The organism is Variovorax sp. HW608 (assembly GCF_900090195.1).
Taxonomy (GTDB): domain Bacteria; phylum Pseudomonadota; class Gammaproteobacteria; order Burkholderiales; family Burkholderiaceae_C; genus Variovorax.
Genome location: NZ_LT607803.1, coordinates 4,360,303 through 4,382,267, shown reverse-complemented (window position 1 = coordinate 4,382,267; position 21,965 = coordinate 4,360,303). Strand labels below are relative to the sequence as shown.

At 67.4% G+C, this 21,965-nt stretch carries 23 protein-coding genes; 14 read left to right on the top strand and 9 right to left on the bottom strand.

Annotated features, from left to right (window positions below):
• Positions 1-35: 35 nt before the first annotated feature.
• The 6 genes from VAR608DRAFT_RS20610 to VAR608DRAFT_RS20585 form a co-directional block, all read right to left on the bottom strand.
• Positions 36-1,616, bottom strand: a complete 1,581-nt coding sequence (locus VAR608DRAFT_RS20610) for a hybrid sensor histidine kinase/response regulator (protein ID WP_088955748.1) — start codon at positions 1,614-1,616, stop codon at positions 36-38.
• On the bottom strand, positions 1,613-3,061 hold the full coding sequence (locus VAR608DRAFT_RS20605) for an ATPase domain-containing protein (RefSeq protein ID WP_088958881.1): 1,449 nt from the start codon (positions 3,059-3,061) through the stop codon (positions 1,613-1,615). Before VAR608DRAFT_RS20605 ends, VAR608DRAFT_RS20610 begins: the two co-directional genes overlap by 4 nt.
• Before the next feature lie 183 nt (positions 3,062-3,244).
• On the bottom strand, positions 3,245-4,054 hold the full coding sequence (locus VAR608DRAFT_RS20600; protein WP_157731073.1) for a hypothetical protein: 810 nt from the start codon (positions 4,052-4,054) through the stop codon (positions 3,245-3,247).
• 156 nt (positions 4,055-4,210) lie between these two features.
• Positions 4,211-5,254 (bottom strand): Bug family tripartite tricarboxylate transporter substrate binding protein, encoded by a 1,044-nt coding sequence (locus VAR608DRAFT_RS20595; RefSeq protein WP_231972910.1) that lies wholly within the window; start codon positions 5,252-5,254, stop codon positions 4,211-4,213.
• A gap of 29 nt (positions 5,255-5,283) precedes the next feature.
• On the bottom strand, positions 5,284-6,450 hold the full coding sequence (locus VAR608DRAFT_RS20590) for an acyl-CoA dehydrogenase family protein (RefSeq protein ID WP_088955745.1): 1,167 nt from the start codon (positions 6,448-6,450) through the stop codon (positions 5,284-5,286).
• Between the two features lie 27 nt (positions 6,451-6,477).
• A complete protein-coding gene (locus VAR608DRAFT_RS20585; protein ID WP_088955744.1) occupies positions 6,478-7,722 on the bottom strand; it encodes a CaiB/BaiF CoA transferase family protein in 1,245 nt (414 codons plus the stop codon).
• Between the two features lie 90 nt (positions 7,723-7,812).
• Here VAR608DRAFT_RS20585 and VAR608DRAFT_RS20580 point away from each other — a divergent pair, with 90 nt between their 5' ends.
• Positions 7,813-8,763 carry a LysR family transcriptional regulator gene (locus VAR608DRAFT_RS20580; RefSeq protein WP_088955743.1) on the top strand — a complete coding sequence of 317 codons (951 nt, stop codon included), beginning with the start codon at positions 7,813-7,815 and terminating at the stop codon, positions 8,761-8,763.
• 36 nt (positions 8,764-8,799) lie between these two features.
• On the opposite strand, the gene ppk2 is transcribed toward VAR608DRAFT_RS20580, so the two are convergent.
• Together ppk2 and VAR608DRAFT_RS20570 are read right to left on the bottom strand one after the other, a co-directional pair.
• Positions 8,800-9,597 (bottom strand): polyphosphate kinase 2, encoded by a 798-nt coding sequence (gene ppk2, locus VAR608DRAFT_RS20575; protein WP_088955742.1) that lies wholly within the window; start codon positions 9,595-9,597, stop codon positions 8,800-8,802.
• Between the two features lie 87 nt (positions 9,598-9,684).
• On the bottom strand, positions 9,685-10,152 hold the full coding sequence (locus tag VAR608DRAFT_RS20570; protein ID WP_088955741.1) for a hypothetical protein: 468 nt from the start codon (positions 10,150-10,152) through the stop codon (positions 9,685-9,687).
• 215 nt (positions 10,153-10,367) lie between these two features.
• On the opposite strand from VAR608DRAFT_RS20570, the gene VAR608DRAFT_RS20565 reads away from it, so the two are divergent.
• The 12 genes from VAR608DRAFT_RS20565 to VAR608DRAFT_RS20510 all read left to right on the top strand — a co-directional run bounded on the left by VAR608DRAFT_RS20565 (position 10,368) and on the right by VAR608DRAFT_RS20510 (position 19,631).
• Entirely contained in the window at positions 10,368-10,634 is a 267-nt protein-coding gene (locus VAR608DRAFT_RS20565; RefSeq protein ID WP_088955740.1) for a heavy-metal-associated domain-containing protein, read from the top strand.
• Between the two features lie 25 nt (positions 10,635-10,659).
• Positions 10,660-10,911, top strand: a complete 252-nt coding sequence (locus VAR608DRAFT_RS20560) for a DUF2933 domain-containing protein (protein WP_088955739.1) — start codon at positions 10,660-10,662, stop codon at positions 10,909-10,911.
• A 1-nt stretch (position 10,912) separates the two neighbouring features.
• Complete coding sequence (locus VAR608DRAFT_RS20555; RefSeq protein ID WP_088955738.1) at positions 10,913-11,209, top strand: hypothetical protein; 297 nt, start codon at positions 10,913-10,915, stop codon at positions 11,207-11,209.
• A 68-nt stretch (positions 11,210-11,277) separates the two neighbouring features.
• Positions 11,278-11,631, top strand: coding sequence for a hypothetical protein (locus VAR608DRAFT_RS20550; RefSeq protein WP_231972909.1), 354 nt, complete (start codon positions 11,278-11,280; stop codon positions 11,629-11,631).
• Between the two features lie 122 nt (positions 11,632-11,753).
• A complete protein-coding gene (locus VAR608DRAFT_RS20545; RefSeq protein WP_088955736.1) occupies positions 11,754-12,203 on the top strand; it encodes a MerR family DNA-binding protein in 450 nt (149 codons plus the stop codon).
• A gap of 174 nt (positions 12,204-12,377) precedes the next feature.
• Positions 12,378-14,522 (top strand): copper-transporting P-type ATPase, encoded by a 2,145-nt coding sequence (locus VAR608DRAFT_RS20540; RefSeq protein WP_231972908.1) that lies wholly within the window; start codon positions 12,378-12,380, stop codon positions 14,520-14,522.
• A 46-nt stretch (positions 14,523-14,568) separates the two neighbouring features.
• Positions 14,569-14,952 carry a hypothetical protein gene (locus VAR608DRAFT_RS20535; protein WP_088955735.1) on the top strand — a complete coding sequence of 128 codons (384 nt, stop codon included), beginning with the start codon at positions 14,569-14,571 and terminating at the stop codon, positions 14,950-14,952.
• A 126-nt stretch (positions 14,953-15,078) separates the two neighbouring features.
• Entirely contained in the window at positions 15,079-16,866 is a 1,788-nt protein-coding gene (locus tag VAR608DRAFT_RS20530; RefSeq protein WP_088955734.1) for a copper resistance system multicopper oxidase, read from the top strand.
• 8 nt (positions 16,867-16,874) lie between these two features.
• Entirely contained in the window at positions 16,875-17,777 is a 903-nt protein-coding gene (locus VAR608DRAFT_RS20525) for a copper resistance protein B (protein WP_172843883.1), read from the top strand.
• 52 nt (positions 17,778-17,829) lie between these two features.
• Complete coding sequence (gene copC, locus VAR608DRAFT_RS20520) at positions 17,830-18,216, top strand: copper homeostasis periplasmic binding protein CopC (protein ID WP_088955733.1); 387 nt, start codon at positions 17,830-17,832, stop codon at positions 18,214-18,216.
• 7 nt (positions 18,217-18,223) lie between these two features.
• Complete coding sequence (gene copD / locus VAR608DRAFT_RS20515; RefSeq protein WP_088955732.1) at positions 18,224-19,144, top strand: copper homeostasis membrane protein CopD; 921 nt, start codon at positions 18,224-18,226, stop codon at positions 19,142-19,144.
• 58 nt (positions 19,145-19,202) lie between these two features.
• Positions 19,203-19,631 (top strand): universal stress protein, encoded by a 429-nt coding sequence (locus VAR608DRAFT_RS20510; protein WP_088955731.1) that lies wholly within the window; start codon positions 19,203-19,205, stop codon positions 19,629-19,631.
• Positions 19,632-19,656: 25 nt separating this feature from the next.
• On the opposite strand, the gene VAR608DRAFT_RS20505 is transcribed toward VAR608DRAFT_RS20510, so the two are convergent.
• Positions 19,657-20,619 (bottom strand): LysR family transcriptional regulator, encoded by a 963-nt coding sequence (locus tag VAR608DRAFT_RS20505; RefSeq protein WP_088955730.1) that lies wholly within the window; start codon positions 20,617-20,619, stop codon positions 19,657-19,659.
• Between the two features lie 100 nt (positions 20,620-20,719).
• Here VAR608DRAFT_RS20505 and VAR608DRAFT_RS20500 point away from each other — a divergent pair, with 100 nt between their 5' ends.
• Positions 20,720-21,949: a M20 aminoacylase family protein gene (locus tag VAR608DRAFT_RS20500; RefSeq protein WP_088955729.1), complete on the top strand. Its 1,230-nt coding sequence runs from the start codon at positions 20,720-20,722 to the stop codon at positions 21,947-21,949.
• Positions 21,950-21,965 lie beyond the last annotated feature (16 nt).

Genomic DNA, 21,965 nt, shown 5'->3' with positions numbered 1-21,965 from the left:
CGCATCAATCCCCGCGGATTGCCCGCCGGGGCTCGTCAAGGCGTGGGCACCCTCTCGCGGCGGCCAGCGGGCCGCCCGTTCTTCAGCAGCGTCATGAATTCGGGCAGGTTCAAGGGCTTGAGCAGGTGGTAATCGAAGCCCGCCGCCGCGATGCGTTCGCGGTCGCCGGACTGTCCCCAGCCGGTGAGCGCAACGAGCAGCAGCGCATCGCTCCACGGTTCGGCGCGCAGGCGGCGGGCCAGCTCGCAGCCGTCCATGGCCGGCATGCCGATGTCCAGCACCGCGATTGCCGGCCTCGTCTCGCGCGCGATCCTGAGTGCTTCCTGACCGCTGTAGGCCACGAAGGGTGTCGCGCCCAGCGATCCCAGCAGATCCGCGAGGCTGTCGGCGGCATCGTGGTTGTCGTCGACCACGAGCAGCGTGCCCTGGAGCACGGACAGCGCCCCGTCCCGCGCGATGCGCGCCGGCCGGTCGGGGACTTGCGCCAGCCGCGCGAGCGGCAGCCGCACGGTGAAGGTCGCCCCGCGGCCCAGGCCGTCGCTCGCCGCCTCGATGCTGCCGCCGTGCAGCTCCACCAGGCTCCTGACCAGCGTGAGGCCGATGCCCAGGCCGCCCTGCGCGGCCTTGGCGGTCCCGCTGACCTGGACGAACATGTCGAAGATCGACTGCAGCATGTCGGGCGCGATGCCGGTGCCGGTGTCGATGACCTGCACCACCGCCTGCTGGCCCTCCTGCCGCGCGATCACGCTGACCTTGCCGGGCGCCGGCGAGTACTTCGCCGCGTTGTTGAGCAGGTTCGAGAACACCTGCGTCAGGCGCACGGCGTCGCCGCGCACCACCAGCGGCACCGGCGACAGGTCCAGCACCAGCTCGTGGCCGCCGCGCTCGACCAGCGGCCGGCTCAGCTCGACCGCCTCGTCGATCACCGCATCGAGCGGCACCTGCGCCAGCTTCAGGGCGATCTTGCCGCGCGTGATGCGCGACACCTCCATGAGATCGTCCACCAGGCGCACCATGTGGTCCACCTGGCGGGTCATGAGCTCGTAGTACCTGCCGGCTTCCCCGGGCGGCGGCTTCTTGCGCGCGAGCAGCGACAGCGCGGTGCTCAGCGGCGCGAGCGGATTGCGCAGCTCGTGCGCCAAGGTGGCGAGGAACTCGGTCTTGCGCTGGTCCGCTTCGCGCAGGCCATCGAGCAGGCTGCGCAGCTCGTACTGGCGGCGCCGCGCGCGCAAGGCGGTGCGCAGCGCGCTCACCAGCGCCGACACGCGCATCGGCCGCTCGATCACCGTGACGTTGGCGAACTCCTCCATCGCATTGGCGATCGCGCGCGAGTCGGCGCCCTGCCGCGCCAGCACGAGCACGGGCACGTCGGACCAGGGCGGCTGCAGGGCCAGCGCCACGGCCAGCTCGGTCGCGGCCGCCTCGCCGATCGCCTCCTCCGCGAGCATGACGGCGCCGGCGCCGCGCGACAGCTCTTCCACCAGCGCCGGCATGTCGTCGCAAGCATGGGCTTCGAGGCCCGCGCGCTTCAGCACCGCCTGCGCCAGCCGCGCATCCCGCGAGGTCGCGGTGCGCAGGAGGATGCGCTCGTTGCACGCCGGCGCGCCTGTGCTCATGATGTGGGCGGCGCCTTGTCGACAAAAACCGGAACGCCGGTGAGGATGCCGCGGAAGTTGCGCAGCGGCTCGCCGATGCGGATGCCGTCGCGGCCCAGCGTCAGGGCGCGGATCGTCCGCTCGTGCGCGCCGCCGCGCTTCTTGACGACGGATATGGCCTGCCGCACTTCGCCATGGACCTCGAAATAGCGCAGCAGCACCACCGCGTCCGCGAGGTAGCTCGCATCGACCGGCGTCTGCATCTGGGCGCCGATCAGTCCCTGCTGCGCGCCGACCAGCATCGTCGCCACGCCGCTTTGGCCGAGGAAGGTCAGGAGCTCGTGGAGCTGCACGATGAGAAAGCGTTCGTCGGGCATCGCGTTCAGGTAGCCGTTGAGGCTGTCGATCACGATCACTGTCGCATCGAACTCCGTTACCGCCGTGCGAATCTCGTGGACGAACTCGCCCGGCGACAGCTCGGCCGGGTCGACCTGCCGCACGCGGATATGGCCCGAGTCGATGAAGGGCCCGAGGTCCATGCCCAGGCCCTCGCAGCGCGTTCGCAAGGTGCCGATGCTCTCGTCGAAGATGAACAGCGCGGCATGCTCGCCGCGCCGCGCGGCCGTCACAGCGAACTGCACCGCCATGCTGGACTTGCCCGTGCCCGGCGCGCCGACGAAGAGCGTGCTGGTGCCCTTCTCGATGCCGCCGCCCAGCAACTCGTCGAGCGCGGCCAATCCGCTGGGAATGCGCGTCTGCTCGAGCGGCTGCGTGTGCTCCGAGGCCACGAGGCGCGGAAAGACCTGCAGCCCGCCGCGCACGATCTTGAAGTCGTGGTAGCCGCCACGAATCTCCCTGCCGCGGTACTTGGTGACCACGAGCCGGCGCCGCGAGGCGCCGTAGTCGGGATTGACCACCTCCAGGCGGATCACCGCGTGCGCGATGCTCTGCACCTGCAGGTCCTGCTCGGTGGCGGTGAGGTCGTCGAGCAGCAGCACCGTGCACTGGCGGCCGGCGAAGAAGTGCTTGAGCGCGAGGAGCTGCCGCCGGTAGCGCAGCGATCCGCCCGCCAGCAGCCGCAGCTCCGACAGCGAATCGAAGACCACGCGGGTCGGCTTGATCTCGTCGACCTCGGCCAGGATGCGCATCGTGGTCTCGCTGAGCTCGACTTCGGAGGGATGGAACATCGTGTACTGGTCGTCGGGCACGAGGGCCTCTTCCGTCGGCAGCATCTCGCGCACCTCGATGCCGTCCAGGCCCCAGCCGTGCGAGCGCGCCACATCGGCCAGTTCGGTCGCGCTTTCGGACAGCGTGATGTAGAGCGCGCGCTCGCCTCGCGCCGCCCCTTCGCGCAGGAACTGGATCGCCAGCGTCGTCTTGCCGGCGCCGGGCGCGCCTTCCACCAGGTAGAGGCGTTCGGCGCTGAGTCCGCCGCCCAGGACGTCGTCGAGGCCGGGCACGCCCATCTGCAGCAGCGGGATCGTCGGTTGGAGGTCATCGGGCTCGGACAAGGCAGGGTCCTTTCCTCGGATGCAACACCAGACAAATAGCATGCGCGACGCGCGCCGAACATTCGCGCGATGTTGTTGAGTGGCGTAAGGCGGCTCCTACGTCTTTGGTTTGCCAGGGAAATCCCGCCTGCGCCGTCTTCAGGCCACGGCGGTCGAGTAGCGCGCGAGCAGCGCCTGCACCTGGGTCTCGACTTCGTCGAAGCGCGCGATCGCCTCTTCGCGCTCCACGCGCAGGCGGCGCAGGCGCTGGCTGGCTTCCGACCACATCCGGTTTTCGCCCTCGTCGGCCAGGAAGCGCAGCGGAAAGCGCACGGTGCGGGTGGCGACGCGCGACCCGGCCCGACGCGCCCGGCGTTCGACGACGGCGACGAGCTCGTCGCCCTCGACGCGGCAGGCGAAGAGCGCGTCGCGCGTGGGGTCGAGCGGCCGGAAGCGCGTGTCGTAGTGCTCGCCGTTGCCGGCCGCCAGCCATTGCGGGCGGAACAGCTCGCGATGCATCCGCATGCGGCCGAAGAGCTTGGCGCCCAGCCAGTCCAGCAGCTCATCGGAGTACCTTCGCGCAGCAGCGCTTCGGTATTCGCCTTCGGAGCGGCCGGGCGGCTCATGCCGCTTCGCGCTGCTGGCGCTGCCCTTGCCGCGCAGGCGGTCGAGTTCCAGCAAGCGGTCCATGAAGGCGGAAGCCTCGAGGCCCTCTGCCTTCGGCAGCACCGGGCGGCTCGCCGCCAGGGCGCGCGAGAACGGCGCCTGCGACTTCGTCGGCGGCCACTCGGTGCCCGCCCGCAGATGCGCGTGCAAGGCACTGCGCGCGGACGGCGGCCGGGCCGGCGTCGTGGCCGCCGGGGTCCGCCGGAGGCGCGACGCCCGCGCGAAGAGCCAGCCCTCGCCCATCAGGAACCTCAGCAGGCTCCTCGGACCGGCAACTGTCGTTTCAGAAGAAGCATTCGGCATGCGCAACATCCTCTCTCCATCAGCTTTCCCGGGCCCCGGGGGGCCCGCCATCGATGAGAGCTAGGCTATCCGAACGTGCCCGAAACGAATTGGGCGAGCTTCGATGGAAAGACCGCTCGGTTCGAGCAATCGATCCGGTGTCGCGGCGGGAAACACTCAGCCCGCGGGCTTGAGCCCAGCCGCACGGATGAGACTGCCCCACTTCTCGCGCTCCGCCTGGGCAAAGCTGCGCAGTTCTTCAGGCGTCATGCTTCTGGGCTCCATGCCCAGTTGCAGCAGCTTCTCATGCGTCGCCGGCCTGGCCAGGACGGCCTGGGTGGCCGCGGAGAGCGTGCGCAGCACCTCCGGCGGCGTGCCCTTGGGTGCGTAGAAGACGGTCCAGCCCACCAGCTCATAGCCCGCGATGCCCTGCTCCGCCAGTGACTTCACGCCCGGCAGGAGCTTGCTGGCGCTGGCCGAGGTCACGCCCAGCGGCTTGACCTGCTGATTCAGGATCGCGCCGCGCAGTGAGGTGATGGTGTCCACCATGAACTCCACCTGCCCACCGATGACCGCCGTGAGCGCCTGCGCGCTGCCCTTGAAGTCCACCGGGAACATGGCGGCGCCAGCCTTGGACTTGAGAAGTTCCTGGGCCACGCGGCAGGTCGTGGTCGAGATCGCGACGTTCAGGCCCTCCGGCTTGGCGCGCACGGCGCGCACCAGGTCCTGCATGCCGTTGATCGCACTGGCGGGCTGCGTGACATACACCAGCGGAAGAATGCCCACCATGGCCACGGGTTCGAAGTCGGCTTGCGGGTCGAATCCCGGGTTGCCGTACAGGAAGCCGTTGGCGGCATGCGTGGCATTGGTTCCGATCAACAGCGTGTAGCCATCGGCCGGCGAACGGGCCGCAGCCTGCGTGCCGATGTTGCCGCCGGCGCCCGGGCGGTTGTCGACGATGACGGCCTGGTGCAGTTCCCTGCCCAGTTCGTCGCCGACATAGCGCGCCACGATGTCCGTCCCCTGGCCCACGGCATAGGGAACGCTGATCCTGATGGGTTTGGCCGGCCATCCCTGCGCGGCCACTGCCTGCGCAGCCGCGGCGCACAGGCCGGCGAGAAGCCAGCGCATGGCCCGTGCGAATCCCGGGCTGCGCACGCCGGCGACGGCCGGGTGCGGAACGCCGGCAAGCTGCCGTGGTCGTGCTTTCTGGTGTGTCACGTCTGTCTCCTTTTTTCGTTGGGTTCAAGCTAGTACGACTTGGGCAGGCCCAGCGCCTTCTCGGCAATGAACGACAGGATCAGCTGCTCGGTGATCGGCGCGATGCGCGTCACCGTCACCTCGCGGAACAGGCGCTCGACGTGGTATTCCTTGGCGTAGCCGAAGCCGCCATGCGTGAAGATCGCCTGCTGCGCCGCCTCGTAGCCTGCGCGCGCACCGAGGAACTTGGCGGTGTTGGCCTCGGCCCCGCAGGATTCGTCCTGGTCGTACAGCCAGGCCGCCTTCATGGTCATGGCCCAGGCCGCTTCGAGCGCCATCCAGCGTTCGGCCAACGGATGCTGGATGCCCTGGTTCTGGCCGATCGGCCGATCGAAAACGACTCGCTCCCGTGCGTACCTGGCAGCGCGGGCCAGCGCGTCGTGCCCGATGCCGACCGCCTCGGCGGCGATCAGCACGCGCTCGGGATTCAGGCTGTGCAGGATGTAGCCGAAGCCCTTGCCCTCCTCGCCGATGCGGTCGGCCTCCGGAATGAACAGACCGTCGATGAAGATCGCGTTCGAATCGACGGCCTTGCGTCCCATCTTGGGAATGCGGTGCACATCGATCTTGCTGCGGTCAAGGTCGGTGTAGAAGATGGTGATGCCATCGGTCGGGCGCTTGCAGTCCTGCAACCGGGTGGTGCGCGTGAGCAGCATGATCTTGTTGGCGACCTGGGCGGTCGAGGTCCAGACCTTCTGCCCGTGCACTCTGTAGCCACCCGGCACCTTCTCGGCGAAGGTCTTGATGGCCGTGGTGTCGAGGCCCGCGTCCGGCTCGGTGATGCCGAAGCAGCACTGGTCGGACCCGTCGATCAGGCGCGGCAGCCAGCGCTCGCGCTGCGCATCGGTGCCGAAGACCACGATGGGATGCGGTCCGAACAGGTTGATGTGCACGGTGGAGGCCGCGGCCATGCCTCCGCCATGGCTGGCGACCTCGTTCATCATGATCGCCGCCTCGGTCACGCCCAGGCCCGCGCCGCCATATGCCGTGGGCATCGTGATGCCGAGCCAGCCGGCGTCGGCCATGGCGCGGTGGAAGGCGAACGGGAACTCGCCATCCTCGTCGCGCGCCAGCCAGTAGTCGTCGTCGAAACGCCTGACCACTGCGGCAACGCCATCGCGGATGGCCCGGTGGTCGTCGCTGATGGAAAAATCCAATTCCTGTCTCCTCGTGCCTCGGTGGCGTCAACCGGTGGCGGCCTGGGCCGCGACCCCCTGCTCCAGCAAGGCGCTGATCGCGTCGTCCGAACATCCCGCCTCGCGCAGAACCTCGACCGTGTGCTCGCCACAGCGCGGCGGCTCCTGGCGTTGGCCAAGACGTTCGCCGTCGAAACGCAGGGGCTGGGCGACGCCCTTGAGCGCACCGAAATGGCTGTGCTCGTAGTGCAGCACCATCCCCGATGCCTCGGTGTGCGGGTGGGCCGACATCTCGGCCAGCGAATGCACGGCCGTGCAAGGGATGCCGGCATCGTCGAGCAGCGCCAGCCAGTGGCCGCGGCCATGCTTGCGCAAGGCCTGCGTCACCAGCGCTTCGGTCTGCGCCCGGTGGGCCACGCGCGCACCATTGCTCGCATACAGGGGGTCCGCCACGGCGTCGCCGAGACCGGCCAGCGCGCAGAACCTGCGCCACAGCGCGTCGTTGGCGATGCCCAGGATGAGCGGGCGGTCAGCGGTGTCGAACACGCCATAGGGACACAGCGACACATGGCTCACCCCCGCCTTGGCAGGCTCGCGCTCGCTGTTCCAGTAGTTCTGGAGGAAGTAGGCGAGGAATGCCGCCGAGGTGTCGAACAGCGAGGCTTCGACGCTGCACCCCTGGCCGGTGCGATCGCGGCGCAGCAATGCCGCCAGAATGCCGATCAGCGCATGCATGCCGGTGCCCTGGTCGACCGGCGAGAACGGGCTGCGCATCGGCGGACTGCCCGGGTCGCCGGTGAGCGAGAGCATGCCGCTGAACGCCTGCAGGATCAGGTCGTAGCCTTTGCCATGCCGCATCGGACCGACGCTGCCGAAGCCCGAGATGCTGCAATGGACGAGGCGCGGATTCAGCGCGCGAAGCTGCGCCGCGTCGACACCGAGGCGCGCGGCGACGCCCGGGGCGAAGCTCTCCACGGCAATGTCGGCCGACTGCGCCAGCCGGTGCACCACCGCGCGTCCGGCATCGCTCTTGAGATCCAGCGCGATGCTGCGCTTGTTGCGGTTGCAGCTCAGGAAGTGGCCCGAAGCACGCGCGCCATCGGCCGCGAACTTGAACTCGGGCCAGCTCCGGGTGTCGTCGCCATGGCCCGGCGTCTCGACCTTGATGACCTCCGCCCCCATGTCGCCCAGGTATTGCGTGCACAGGGGGCCGGCCAGCACCCGGGAAAGGTCCAGGACGCGCACCCCCGTCAGTGGCAGCGTGTCGGACCTGGTAGTGTGGTTTGCGCTCATCGTCGCCGATTCTGCAAACCCCGGGACAATCTGCAAAATTAAATTGTTAACTCAATCTATTAATTTCTCTAATTTCAGAGAGGCTCTGACGTGCACATCTCCGACCACGTGCTGCGCTGCTTCCTCGCGCTGGCCGATGCGGGCCAGTTCACCGTGGCGGCGGAGCGCTGCCACCTGACGCAGTCGGCCTTGAGCCAGATGATTTCGCGGCTGGAGGAGCGGGTCGGCATGCAGCTGTTCAACCGCGACGCGCGCTCGGTCACTCCCACGGACGAAGGCCGCCGCTTTGCCGAGACGGCGCGGCGCATCACCGCGGATCTCGACCGGGCCATCGCCGACCTGCGCGACATCGCCACGCTGCAGGCCGGGCAGGTGGCCCTGGCCGTCGTTCCATCCTTGGCCGTGGTCTGGTTGCCGCAGGTGCTGCAGCAATTCCATCAACGCCATCCGGCGGTACGGCTGCAGCTGCACGACCAGTCTTCCGTGCGCTGCCTGGAGCTGGTGCGCCAGGGGGTCGTGGACTTCGCCCTCAATTCGCAACCAGGAACGCCTCACGAGATGGATGCGGAACTGCTCTTCGAGGAATCGCTGTATCTGGTCTGCCCGCCGAACCATCCACTGGCACGGGAAACCCAGGTAACGGCGCGGAGCCTGACCGGATTGCCCCTGCTGCACACGCAGGGCACGGACAACATGCTGGTGCGCACCGGCAAGGGCATGCGCGGCGCACGCCGTGCGCTGTACGAAGCCGGCGCGGTGGATTCCGGCTTCGAGGTGGCCAGCCTGGCCACGCTGGCCGGCCTGGTGGCATCGGGCCTGGGCGCCTGCCTCGCGCCTGAATCGGCGTTGCCGCAGTTCAGCCTGCTGCCGACACGGGCCGTGCGCATCAGCCCCAGGATGATGACTCGCCCGATCTATTTCGTGCACCAGAAGGGCCGCACCTTGAGCCATGCCGCGCGCGGCATGCGAGAGCTGCTGTTCCGCAGCCCGCGCCCAGGAAGCGTCGGCGCATCGACGGCACGCGCCAGATCGAAGAAATAGGCAAGCTGGGACTTGGCCCTCAGTCTGCCGTCCGCGCTACTTCGCAATAGCCCCGCTCAGAAGATGTTCCTCGGCATAGGGAAACACGACATCCGGATTCGGCCGTATCAGCTCCGAATCCTTGTACGCGTAGTGCAGCCGTGAAAGCAGATCCCTGATGACATTGAGGCGCGCGACGCGCTTGTCGTCGGCCCGGACGACATTCCATGGAACCACGCTGCTGGTCCGCTCGAACATCGCGTTTCGAGCCTTGCTGTACTTCTTCCATAGCGAAACAGCCTGCTCGTCGATGGGGCTCACTTTCCACTGCTTCAGAGGATCTCGCCGACGGCTTTCCAGGCGTGCCTTCTGTTCTTCCTTGGAAATGTCCAGGTAGTACTTGATGAGACGAATGCCCGAGCGCACCAGCATGCCTTCGAACTCCGGGACACTCGACATGAATTCGTCGTATTCCGCGTCGGTACAGAAGCCCATCACATGCTCGACACCCGCCCGGTTGTACCAACTGCGATTGAACAGCGTGAATTCGCCGGCCGAAGGCAGTTCGGCCGTATAGCGCCGGAAATACCAGGAACCTCGGTCGCGATCGGATGGCTTCCCGAGCGCGACCACGCGGGTTTCGCGTGGACTGAGGTGCTCGACGATGCGTTTGATGGTGCCGTCCTTGCCAGAGGCATCCCTTCCTTCAAAGACGACCAGTATTCTGTCGTTGCAACAGAGAAAGTGATTCTGCAGCTTGACCAGCTCGATTTGAAGCAGGTGCAGACTCTCCTCGTACTCCTCGCGGGACAGGATGCTTTTCTCGGCCAGAGTATCTTTCCTGCCCGCTGTCATTTTCATGACTCCCTCGGCCGGCGTCATACGCGCGATTTGGAAGTCGGGATGAAGACAGGCGGCCTGCCCCGATACTGCTCTGGGAGTTCACTTGGTCGCCGGTGCGGGGATCGACTCGCGGTCGATCATCATTTGCATCATGTGTTCCATCATGTCCATCCGCCTGGACATCATGTCGTGGTCGCCGTGCATGGCACCCATGCCCTCCATGCTCATGCCGCCCATGCCGGAGCCGGGCTTGCCCATTCTCATCTGACCCATCATCGCCATCCCGTCGTGCATGATCTTCATGTGGTCAGCCATCAGCGCCTGTCGCTCCTCGGGAGTCTTGGCGGCCAGCATCTTCGCGTGCATCTCCTCCATGGCTTTCATCTGCATGTTCATCTGAGACGGCGTGGGCGCGGTCGACTTGGCCGCGGGCTTTTGCGCCTTCGGACTCGCGGGCTTTGCCGCGGCGCTGGAGGGGTGATGGGTAGCGTGCTCCGCATCCGACGACTGGGCGATGGCACCCGTCGAGAAGACCGCGGCAGCCGCGAGAAGAAGAATTGGACGCATGTGGGCTCCTTGTTGGGTCCTAGGATCGCAGCATCATCAGTCGCCCGGCTTGACGCGCATCAAGCCCAGCGCCGCACGTCCAACTGAAGCTGTGTGCGGGGAGCGAATATGACTGCAAGCAGTTGACCTGCATCAATCCGCCCGCTTCAAACGCATTGACCTTCCAACGGTAGGAGGGTTCAAAGTCGGCGCATCAACAGCAAAAGGAGTTTGCGATGCTCACCTATCGAGTCGAAGACATGAGCTGCGGCCACTGCGCCAGCACCATCACCAAGGCCGTTCGCCTGGTCGACTCCGGCGCGAAGGTCGACGTGGACCTGTCGCAGCACCTGGTTCGCATCGAGCCCACCGAGGCTGCCGTCGATGAGCTGCAGAACGCCATCGCCGAAGCGGGCTACACCCCCGTGCACGTTTCGACGGAGTCGGCACCGACAACCCGGCAAGCCACGCGCAGCGGCGGGTGCTGTGGCTGCTGCGGCTGACACGCCTGACCGGATGTCATGGACCATGAACCACAACCCCACCCCTCCATCGCGCTGGCGCTCGCCGCTGGGCATCTTCATGCTCGTGGCGGGTGCGGTCGGCGTCTATTACCTGCTCACCGAGCACCTCACCCACGTCAGGCAAGCGATTCCCTTCCTCATTCTTCTGGCGTGCCCGTTGATGCATCTGTTCGGCCATCACCATGGCGGTCACGGCAGTCATGGCGGCGGGCACGACGGTCATCCGCAGGTCGACGAGGAAGAAAAGAAGGTCTGAGATGCGTGGGGGCGGCCACGAGACCGGTACAGCCAAGGCGGCGGAACTGGCTTCCGGCCTTGGCGCCATCGTTCTGGGCGCCGGTTTGGCGCTGATGTTGCCTTCGTGGCTGCGCGAATACGCGATACCGCTTCTGGTCGTCGGCCTCGTCGTCCATGGCCTGGGCATGAGCCTGAACTACAGGCTCCAGAGCCGGGACGGCCCGCCGCTTTGGTGGGAGCGGGCATTGTTCTGGGCCTGCTGGGCTTGCCTGGTGGGACTAGGGATCTGGATTGCAGCCTCCGTCGTCAGCAAATGACTACACCGTCCAGAAGTCCGGCCGAGCGGCTCATCGTTTCGTGCGGCTTGTGGCACATCGGGCTCGGCTTGTACTTCATCTTCGTCCGCCCGGCTCTGCTGCCGGAGGACCTGGGCTACATCGGAGTCGACGCGCAGGTTCTGCACGCGGCGGCACCGCGACTGGCTGATTGGCTCGCCAAGGTCTTTACCGTCATGGGCGGCTTCATGACGGGTGCGGGAGTTCTCATCGCCTATTTGGGATGGAAGGTGATGCCTCTGCGCACCCAGGGAATTACAGCGGCGCTGGCGCTGGCCGGCGCGGCGACCTTGGTGTTGATGAGTGCGGTGAACTTTGCGTTGCAGTCGGACTTCCGCTGGCTCCTGGCGCTGCCGCCCATCGCGTGGTTCGTGGCGCTTGGACTTTACGCTCACGCCCCGTAGGCAGGATGCCGCTGCAGGTCAATCAGCACTGGTGACCAAAGCCCCTTGACCCTCCCATCGCCGGAAGGTCGACATTCGCGGCTTCGAAATCGATTTCCCGATTTCTCGACAGGAGATGTGTGATGTGCAAGACCATGGACAAGAATCTGAGTGCCGGCGATGCTGCCAGCCTCGCCGGCGTTACCGTCAAGCTGATCCAGCAATCCGAATCCTTGGGCCTTCTGGCGCTCGACGGGACCAGACCGAACTCGAACCCAGGCCTCTATACCGAAGATGACGTTCAGAGGCTCCGGTTCATACGCAGAGGTCAGGCGTTCGGCTTCAGCGTGCGCGAGACCGGCGATCTCCTCAGGCTCTGGCAAGACAACGAGCGGGCAAGCTCGGACGTGAAGCGCATCGTGCTCGAGCATATCGAAGAGCTCTGCCGCCGGATCGAGGAGCTGGAGGCTACCAGGCGATCGCTCGAGCGGCTGGCGGCTTGCTGCAGCGGCGATCAGCGGTCAGACTGCCCGATCATCGATGAGTTGTCGGAGCTCACCGGCTTTGCGAAATGCATCACGCGCCTGGATTGACCCGGCTTGACCTTGCCACAGTGGCAAGGATGAGACTCCGCACAACAAAAGGAATCACTCATGCCCTCGACGAGCACTGAGCGCCACGATCACTCGGGGCACGAGCACGCTCACCACGTCCCTGCAGGACACGAACACGGACTTCACGAACACCATGCGCATTCGCAGGACTCGATGACGCCACCGCCTGCCGGCGACCCACGCCAGGTCGAATACACCTGCCCGATGCATCCGCAGGTGCGGCAGATGGGGCCTGGCCACTGCCCCATCTGCGGCATGGCACTGGAGCCGGTGCTGGCGACGGCCCAGACGGGTGAAAGCCCCGAGCTGCGCGACATGACGCACCGCTTCTGGATCGGCACCGCACTGACGCTGCCGGTCTTCGCGCTCGAGATGGGCGGGCACCTTTTCAACATCCATCACCTCATCGCGCAGCAGACCTCGAACTGGGTCCAGCTGCTGCTCGGAACGCCGGTCGTCCTCTGGGCCGGCTGGCCCTTCTTCACGCGGGCCGTTGCCTCGGTGAAGAACCTGAGCCTCAACATGTTCACCCTCATCGCGCTGGGCACCGGCGCGGCGTGGCTCTACAGCATCGTCGCGACGCTGGCGCCCGGACTGTTCCCTGCGGCGCTCAGGGGCGAGGACGGCGCCGTCGCCGTGTACTTCGAAGCCGCCGCGGTCATCACGGTGCTGGTCCTTCTGGGGCAGGTGCTGGAGCTCCGGGCGCGCGAGAAGACCTCCGGCGCCATCAAGGCCCTGCTCGGGCTCGCACCGAAGACGGCCGTGAAGGTCGATGCCGACGGCAGCGACAGGACCGTCGAGGTCGAAACGATCGAGGTCGGCGACCTGCTGCGCGTGCGGCCGGGCGAAAAGGTGCCGGGGGACGGCGAGCTGACGGAGGGCAAGGCCAATCTCGACGAATCGATGGTGACCGGCGAGCCGATGCCGGTTGCCAAGGCGGTGGGGTCCAAGGTGACGGCCGGCACCTTGAACCAGACCGGCAGCTTCGTGATGCGCGCCGAAAAGGTCGGCGCCGACACCCTGCTCTCGCAAATCGTGCACATGGTGGCCGCGGCGCAGCGCAGCCGGGCGCCCATCCAGCGCATGGCCGACCAGGTGGCCGGCTGGTTCGTGCCGGTCGTCATCGGGGTGGCGGTTCTCACTTTCGCGGCCTGGCTGGTGTGGGGGCCATCGCCGGCGTTCAGCTACGCGCTCATCACCGCGGTGGCGGTCCTCATCATCGCCTGCCCGTGTGCGCTCGGCCTGGCGACGCCGATGTCGATCATGGTCGGCGTCGGCAAGGGGGCGCAGCACGGCGTCCTCATTCGCGACGCCGAAGCGCTCGAGAAGATGGAGAAGGTCGACACGCTGGTGGTCGACAAGACGGGCACCTTGACCGAGGGCCGGCCCAAGGTGGTGCACGTCGAACCGGCCGGCGGCTTCTCCGCGGACGACGTGCTGCAGAAGCTGGCGAGCGTCGAGCGTGCCAGCGAGCACCCGTTGGCGATGGCCATCGTGGCGGACGCTCAGGAGCGCAAGCTGCCTCTGTCGCCGGTGACGGATTTCGATTCGCCGCTCGGCAAGGGCGTCGTCGGCACGCTGGACGGCCTGGCGGTCGTCTCGGGCAGCGCCAAGTTCCTGTCGGAGCTGGGCATCGACACTTCGAGCCTCGCAGCAGCCGCCGAGGCCCAGCGCCAGCGGGCGGCGACCGTCATCTTCGTCGGCGTCGGCGGCCGCTTGGCCGGATTCGTGGCCATTGCCGACCCGATCAAGGCGACGACGCCAGAGGCGCTGAAGGCCCTGCAGAGTGCCGGCGTGCGCGTGGTGATGCTGACGGGTGACGGCAAGACCACGGCAGAGGCCGTTGGACGTCAGCTCGGCATCGACGAGGTGGTGGCGGAGGTGTTCCCCGAAGACAAGGCAGCGGTCGTCCAGCGCCTCCAGTCCGTAGGCCGGATCGTCGCGATGGCCGGCGACGGGGTGAACGATGCACCGGCGCTGGCGCGGGCCACCGTGGGCGTCGCGATGGGCACGGGGACGGACGTCGCGATGGAAAGCGCCGGCATCACCTTGCTGAAGGGCGACCTGATGGGCATCGTGCGCGCGCGGACCCTCTCGCAGGCGACGATGCGGAACATCCGCCAGAACCTGTTCCTGTCCTTTGCCTACAACGTGGCGGGCATCCCGCTGGCGGCCGGCGTGCTCTACCCGTTCTTCGGGCTGCTGCTGTCGCCGGTCGTCGCGGCGGCGGCCATGGCGCTGTCGTCGGTGAGCGTCATCACGAATGCGCTGCGCTTGCGCGCCGTCGAGGTGGACTGAAGTGTCGACACCCTAGAATTGCGGCATGCGACGCGTTCGTATCTGGATGATCTGGCTGTTGATGCTGGCACTGCCCTTCCAAGGGTACGCCGCTGCCTCGATGCTCGCGTGCATGGCGCAGAACGCCGTCGTCGCGGCGAACGCCATGACGCCCATGTCGGCGGCCCCCGATCAGGCACTCGATGCCGACCACGGCGGGGCGCACGGCAGCGTTGCGAAAAGCGCCGCCGACACACCGGGCGCCGCTTCTCCCGATGTCGATCATGGCTGCAGTCTCTGCAATCTTTGCAGCGCCTGTCATGGCATCGCCTTCATCGACGCCCCATCGTTCGCCACCGGGTCACCTCTTCCGCAAGCCGACCTGATCGAGCCCGAGGCCGCGCCCGCCGCGGTGCCTGCTCGCCCTCTCGAGAAGCCCCCGCGCGCCTGAGAAGCAATGGCCGCGCTGGCTGAATGGACCCTCGGGGGTCGTCAGCCTCCGGCACCCCCATCCGCGTACTCACTGCGCGGGCGCCTGCGTGCCTGGCACGCGCTCATCGAATCGACCCTTTCCATCATGCAATTCAGCGCACCTCGACGAACATTCCTGCATCGCGTCGCAGCGAGCGGCGTGGCCGGCGGCCTGGCCCTGTGGCGGCCCCCGGCGCTTGCCATCCCGCGAATGTCCGAACCCGCCACCCTGAGCGGCACGGAGTTCGACCTCTCCATCTCCGAAGTGCCGGTGAACATCACCGGCCAGGCCCGCAGCGCGACCCTGATCAACGGCAGTTTGCCCGGACCGACCTTGCGCTGGCGCGAGGGCGATGTCGTGACCCTTCGGGTCCGCAACGAGCTCCCGGTCCCCACCTCGATCCACTGGCACGGCATCCTGCTGCCCTCGACCATGGACGGCGTCCCGGGACTCAGCTTCCACGGCATCGCCCCGGGCGAGACCTTCAGCTATCGCTTCAAGGTCAGGCAGCACGGCACCTACTGGTACCACAGCCATTCAGGGTTCCAGGAGCAGACCGGCGTCTATGGCGCCCTGCTGATCGAGCCCCGGCAGCCGGAGCCGGTCGGGCACGACCGCGACTACGTGATCATGCTGTCCGACTGGACCGATGAAGATCCGGCCCGGATCAAGGCCAAGCTCAAGAAGCAGTCGAACTACTACAACTTCCATCAGCGAACGCTAGCCGACCTGGTCCAGGACGTGCGGGACAAAGGCTGGAAAGCTTCCCTCGACGATCGGTGGATGTGGTCGAACATGCGCATGAACCCGACCGACCTCGCCGACGTCAGCGGGTCCACGTACACCTATCTGATGAACGGGCAGAGCTCGGAAGGCAATTGGACGGCGACCTTCCGGCCCGGCGAGCGCGTGCGCCTGAGATTCATCAACGCCGCCGCCATGACCTACTTCGACGTGCGCATACCGGGAACGAAGATCACCGTGATCGCAGCGGACGGCCAGCCCGTCCGGCCGGTCACGGTCGACGAGTTCCGCATGGCGGTGGCGGAAACCTACGACGTCATCGTCGAGCCGGAAGCCGGCGTGCAGGCCTGCACGATCTTCGCCCAGTCGATGGATCGCACCGGCTACGTGCGAGGAACGCTTGCCGTGCGCGAGGGCCTCGCCGCAGCCGTGCCCGCGTTGGACGTGCGTCCACTGCTGACCATGGATGACATGGGGATGAGCCATGGCGGCATGGATCACGGTTCGATGCAGGACATGACGGGCATGGATCACGGCGCGATGCAGGGCATGGCAGGCATGGACCACGGCGCGATGCAGGGCATGGCAGGCATGGACCACGGCGCGATGCATTCAGGGCAGCAGATGCAGGCGCACCCCGCATCGGAGACCGGCAACCCGCTGGTGGACATGCAGGCCATGAGTCCGAAGCCCAGGCTCGACGATCCCGGAATCGGATTGCGGAGCAACGGCCGCAGGGTGCTCAGCTACAGCGACCTGCGCAGCAGCTTCGATGACCCCGACGGTCGCGCGCCGGGCCGAACGATCGAACTGCACCTGACGGGCCACATGGAAAAGTTCGCCTGGTCCTTCGACGGGGTCAAGTTCTCCGACGCGAAGCCCGTGCGCCTGAAGTACGGAGAGCGCATCCGGCTGGTGCTGGTGAACGACACCATGATGAGCCACCCAATCCATCTGCACGGCATGTGGAGCGATCTGGAGGACGAACAGGGCCGGTTCATGGTGCGCAAGCACACCATCGACATGCCGCCCGGCTCCCGCCGCAGCTACCGCGTCACGGCCGACGCGCTCGGCCGCTGGGCCTATCACTGCCACCTGATGTTCCATATGGAGACGGGCATGTTTCGCGAAGTCCGGGTCGAGGAATGAGGCACGCCATGAAGCACGGACGCTTTCGAGGCGCACACCTTCACGCGCTGATGCTCGCGCTGGCATCGGCTTCCTTCCTGCCCGCCGGTGCGCAGGCAGCGGACCCTGCGCATGCGCCGGATGACGCCATGCAGACGATGGAACCCATGGAGCCCATGGAACCGATGGAACCGATGGAACCCATGGCGCCCTCGCAGCCTGTGAAGTCCCCGGTTGCACCGCTCACCGACGAAGACCGCGCGGCTGTCTTCCACGATCCCGGCCTGCACGACATGGGCGACCGGGACATCCACTCGTTCTTCGTGGTCGACAAGCTCGAATGGCAGGACGTCAACGCCGGCGGCCTGCTGCACTGGAGCGCGTCGGGCTGGATCGGCGGCGACGTCGACCGGCTATGGATCCGAACCGAAGGCAAGCGCCACGACGGCAAGACGGAAGACGCCGAACTGCAGCTGCTCTGGGGCCACGCCTTGAGCCCTTGGTGGGATGTGGTCGGCGGCATTCGCCAGACCTTCAAGCCGGGCCCGTCGCGGACATGGGCCGCGCTCGGCCTGCAGGGGCTGGCGCTGTACAACTTCGACGCAGAGGCCACGATGTTCGTGGGCAATGGAGGCCAGTCGGCAGCCCGCCTGGCCGGGACCTATGATTTCCTGCTCACGAACCGGCTCGTTCTCCAGCCATCGGTCGAAGTGAATTTCTACGGCAAGGACGACCGGCAGCGCGGAATCGGCTCCGGGCTTTCGAGCAGTTCGCTCGGCCTGCGCCTGCGCTACGAGATCCGGCGCGAATTCGCGCCCTACCTGGGCGTAACCTGGGACCGCTCGCACGGACGCACCGCCGACTTCGAACGGCTGAAGGGCCAGGACCTTCGGCAATTCAGGTGGGTCGCGGGCGTACGGCTCTGGTTCTAGACGACGCCGCGTTCCATCCCTTTTCAACTTCACAACTTCACGAGGACTTTCCATGCCATCCCTTCTCAACACCCTCAAATGCGCCTTCGCCGGCTTCGCGATCCTGGCGGCGAACGCTGCGCTCGCCCATCCGAAGCTGCTGTCTTCCACACCCGATGCAAACGCCGAAGTCCCGGCGCCCGAAAGCATCGAACTGCGCTTCTCGGAAGACCTCATGCCCCAGTTCTCGGCAGCCAGCCTCGTCATGACCGGCATGCCGGGGATGACCGGGCATCCGCCCATGAAGATGACCATCAAGGTCTCGGCCACCAAGGACCCGAAGACCATGGTGATCACGCCGACCCAGGCGCTGCCGGCCGGGAGCTACCGGGTCGACTGGCGGGCCGTGTCGTCGGACACCCATCCCGTCACGGGAAGCGTTCCCTTCAGCGTGAAGTAGCCGCGAGATGGGTGACGACTGGCAGGCCATCGCGGTCCGCTTCGGCCTCTACCTGGACCTCATGCTCCTGTGCGGCGTGCCGCTGTTCGGGTTGTGCGCTCTTCGCCGCCGCGAGCGCGCCTCGTGGGCCGGCAGCCGCATGGGCCGCCTGCTGGCGGCAACGGCGATGCTCGGCATCGCGCTTTCGCTCGTCGGCATGGCGGTGATGGCCAGATCCATGAGCGGCGCGGAGGACTATGCGTCCGTGGAGCGCCATGTCTACGAGATGGTCGTCATGCACACCCATGTCGGCCTGTCCTGGCTGGTACGCATGGGTGCGCTGGCGGCGGCGATCTGCGCCGCGCTGTGGCTCAGGCCTTGGCCGACGCTGTGGCTTTGCGCCACCGCGGGATTCGGCGCCGTGGCGCTCTCGAGCCTGGCCTGGGCCGGACACGGTGCGATGGACGACGGTGCGAAAGGCTTCATGCACCTGTCGGCAGACATCCTCCATCTCCTCGCGGCGGCTGCCTGGGTGGGCGCGCTGGCGATCTTCGTGCTGCTGTCGGTGCGTGCGCGCACCGGCGATCCGGATGAGATGGAACTGCTCGGCAGGCTGGTCAATGGCTTCGCCAGCATGGGCACGCTCGCTGTCGCGACCTTGGTGATCACCGGCGCGATCAACTACTTGCTGATCAATGGGTGGGCACTTCGGGCGTTGACATCCACCGCCTACGGAGCGCTGCTGATGTGCAAGCTCCTGGCCTTCGTCCTGATGCTTGGCCTGGCGGCGTCCCATCGGTATCGGCTCGGCCCCCGCCTGGAGATGGCGCTGCGCACTGGCGGTGCACCGGGCGCGGTGACGGCATTGCGAAGAAGCCTCGCCATCGAGTTCGCGGCCGCGACCGTGGTCCTGTTGCTGGTGGCATGGCTCGGGACGCTTTCACCCTGACCTCAAGCTGACTCGCAGCCTACACTTCGCAGTCCAACAACAACCGGAGGTCCGTTCCATGAAGATCCTCGTCGCCACCGACGGGTCCAAGAACTCGCTGCGCGCGGTCAAGTACGCGGCCAGGCTCGCGCATCTGCTGCGCACCGCGTCGAACAAGATCACGCTGATCAGCGTCCACGACGACATCGGCCTGCGCCATGCCAAGGCCTTCGTCGGCAAAGCGGAAGTCGCGGACTACCTGCGCGAACTCAGCGAGAAGGAGCTCAAGCCGGCCCGCGAACTGCTGCAGGCCGACGGCATCGGCTACGACATGGAGATCCGCACCGGCCACGTGGCCCAGGAGATCGTGGCTTGCGCCGACAAGGGCAAGTTCGACATGATCGTGCTGGGCTCGAAGGGCCGCAGCGCGGTGGCCGACCTGCTGATGGGCTCGGTGGCGCAACGCGTGCTCGCCACCGCGAAGCAGCCCGTCGTGGTGGTGAAGTGACCGCCCGGCCTAACTCGCCCCGGGCTTAGTCACCGTCCTCGCCCACCAGCTCCACCGACCGGAACACCCGCCGCAGCTGCGGGTCGTCGGAGGCGAGGCAGGCGCGCGTCTGGTCCATGAAGTGCGCGAGAAAGCGCGCCGCCGCATGCGGCAGTGCTTCGTTGGCGCGGCGCACGATGCCGACCCGGCTCGCGTGGAAGCGCTCGCGCAGTGGCAGCGGCACCAGGCCACTGCGCAGGCTTTCCACCAGCGGCCACGGGCACAGGCTCAGCATGTCGGTCTGCTGCACGAGCGCCAGCGACAACGCCGCCGAATGCGCCAGGTGGATGCGATGGCGCGGCGCCTCCAGGCCATGCTGGCCAAACAGGTTGTCCATCAGCGCGGCCCGCTCGGTGGGCGCAAAGTTCAGGATCCAGTCCTGGTCCAGCAGTTCGGCCATGGCCCGGGCGCCGGCGCGCGGATGGCCGTTTCGCGCAACCACCGTCGTGTCGTAGGTGAAGAGGGCAGTCGCCTGCAGGCCCTCCATCGCCTCGGGCGGCGCGATGCGCCCGATCATCAGGTCCAGGCCGCCCTCGCGCAGCATGGGGTAGCTCAGGCGCGAGAAGCCGTCGAAGAACTCCAGCTGCACATGCGGCAGCTCGGCGCGAAACGGTGGCAGCACGCGCGCGAGCAGCGTCTGGGCGACCCACGCCGTGACGCCGATGGCGAGCCGCTGCGTCGATGCGCCGTCGCGATGGCGCGCCAGCGCGTCTTCGGCCTGGCGGATCTGCGTCATCACCCGCTGCGCGTATTCCAGCAGTTCCTGGCCGGCGGACGTGAATGCGATGCCGCCGCTGCCGCGCGTGAGCAGGGCGATCCGGGATTCGGCTTCGAGCTCGCGCAGGCCCTGCGTCACCGTGGCCTGCGTGACGCCGAGCGATCGCGCCGCCGCGCGGATGCTGCCGTCGGCTGCGATGGCGACGAGATAGCGCAGCTGGTGCAGCTTCATCGCCGCATTATCCGCGGCCTCCGCGGCGGACAGGCAGGGCCGCGCGGCGCATGGCGCTGCCTGTCTGCCGGCCGGCGCGGCCGCCGCCTAGACTGGCCGCATGACCGAGACACTCGAACACCCCGCCCGCCCCGCCGCCCAGGCCGACCACGTGCTGCCGGCGGTGCGCAGCATCGCGGCAGAGATGGTGCAGGTGCGCCGGCACCTGCACGCGCACCCGGAGCTTGCCTACCAGGAATTCGAGACCAGCGAGCTGGTCGCCGCGCGCCTGGCCGAATGGGGCTACGAGGTGCACCGCGGCCTGGCCGGCACCGGCGTCGTCGGCACGCTCAAGCTGGGTCCGGGCACGCGCCGGCTGGGCATCCGCGCCGACATGGACGCCTTGCCGATCCACGAAACGACGGGCCTGCCCTATGCGAGCCGGCACGCCGGGCGCATGCACGCCTGTGGCCACGACGGGCATACGGCCATCCTGCTGGCGGCGGCGCGCGTCCTCGCGCAGGAGCGCGGCTTCGACGGCACCTTGCACCTGATCTTCCAGCCGGCCGAGGAGGGCCTGGGCGGCGCGCGCCGCATGGTCGAAGAGGGCCTGTTCGAACGCTTCCCCTGCGACGCCATCTTCGCGCTGCACAACATGCCGGGATTCCCAGCTGGCCGCTTCGGTTTCCGCGAAGGGCAGTTCACGGCGTCGTCGGATTCGGTGACGATCAACGTCGTCGGCCGCGGGGGCCATGGCTCGACGCCGCACCTGGTGGCCGACCCGGTCGTCGCGGCGGCGCACATCGTCATCGCGTTGCAGACCATCGTCTCGCGCAATGTCGATCCGCGCGACACGGCGGTGGTCTCGGTCGGCGCCATCCACGGCGGCGATGCGCCCAACGTCATTCCCGGAACCGTGACCCTGCGCCTGACGGTGCGCGCCTATCGGCCCGAGACCCGCGCCATGCTGCGCGAACGCATCACCGAGCTGGTGCAGGCACAGGCCGCGACGCTGGGCGTGCGGGCCGAGGTCGATTACCACTGGCGCTATCCCGCCGTCATCAACGACGCCCTGTGCACGCGCCTGGCACGCGAGGTCGCGCGCGAGTGGCTGGGTGATCAGGGCATCGTGCAGGACCTGCAGCCCGTGACCGGCAGCGAGGACTTCTCCTTCATGCTCGAACGCTGCCCCGGCAGTTACCTCATCGTCGGCAACGGCGAGGGCGACACGCACGGCACCGGCGGCTGCCAGGTGCACAACCCCGGCTACGACTTCAATGATTCGATCCTGCCCATCGCGGCCAGCTACTGGGTGCGCCTCGTGCGGCGCTTCCTGGCCCCGCAGGGCTGAGTGCTTCTTCCGCCAA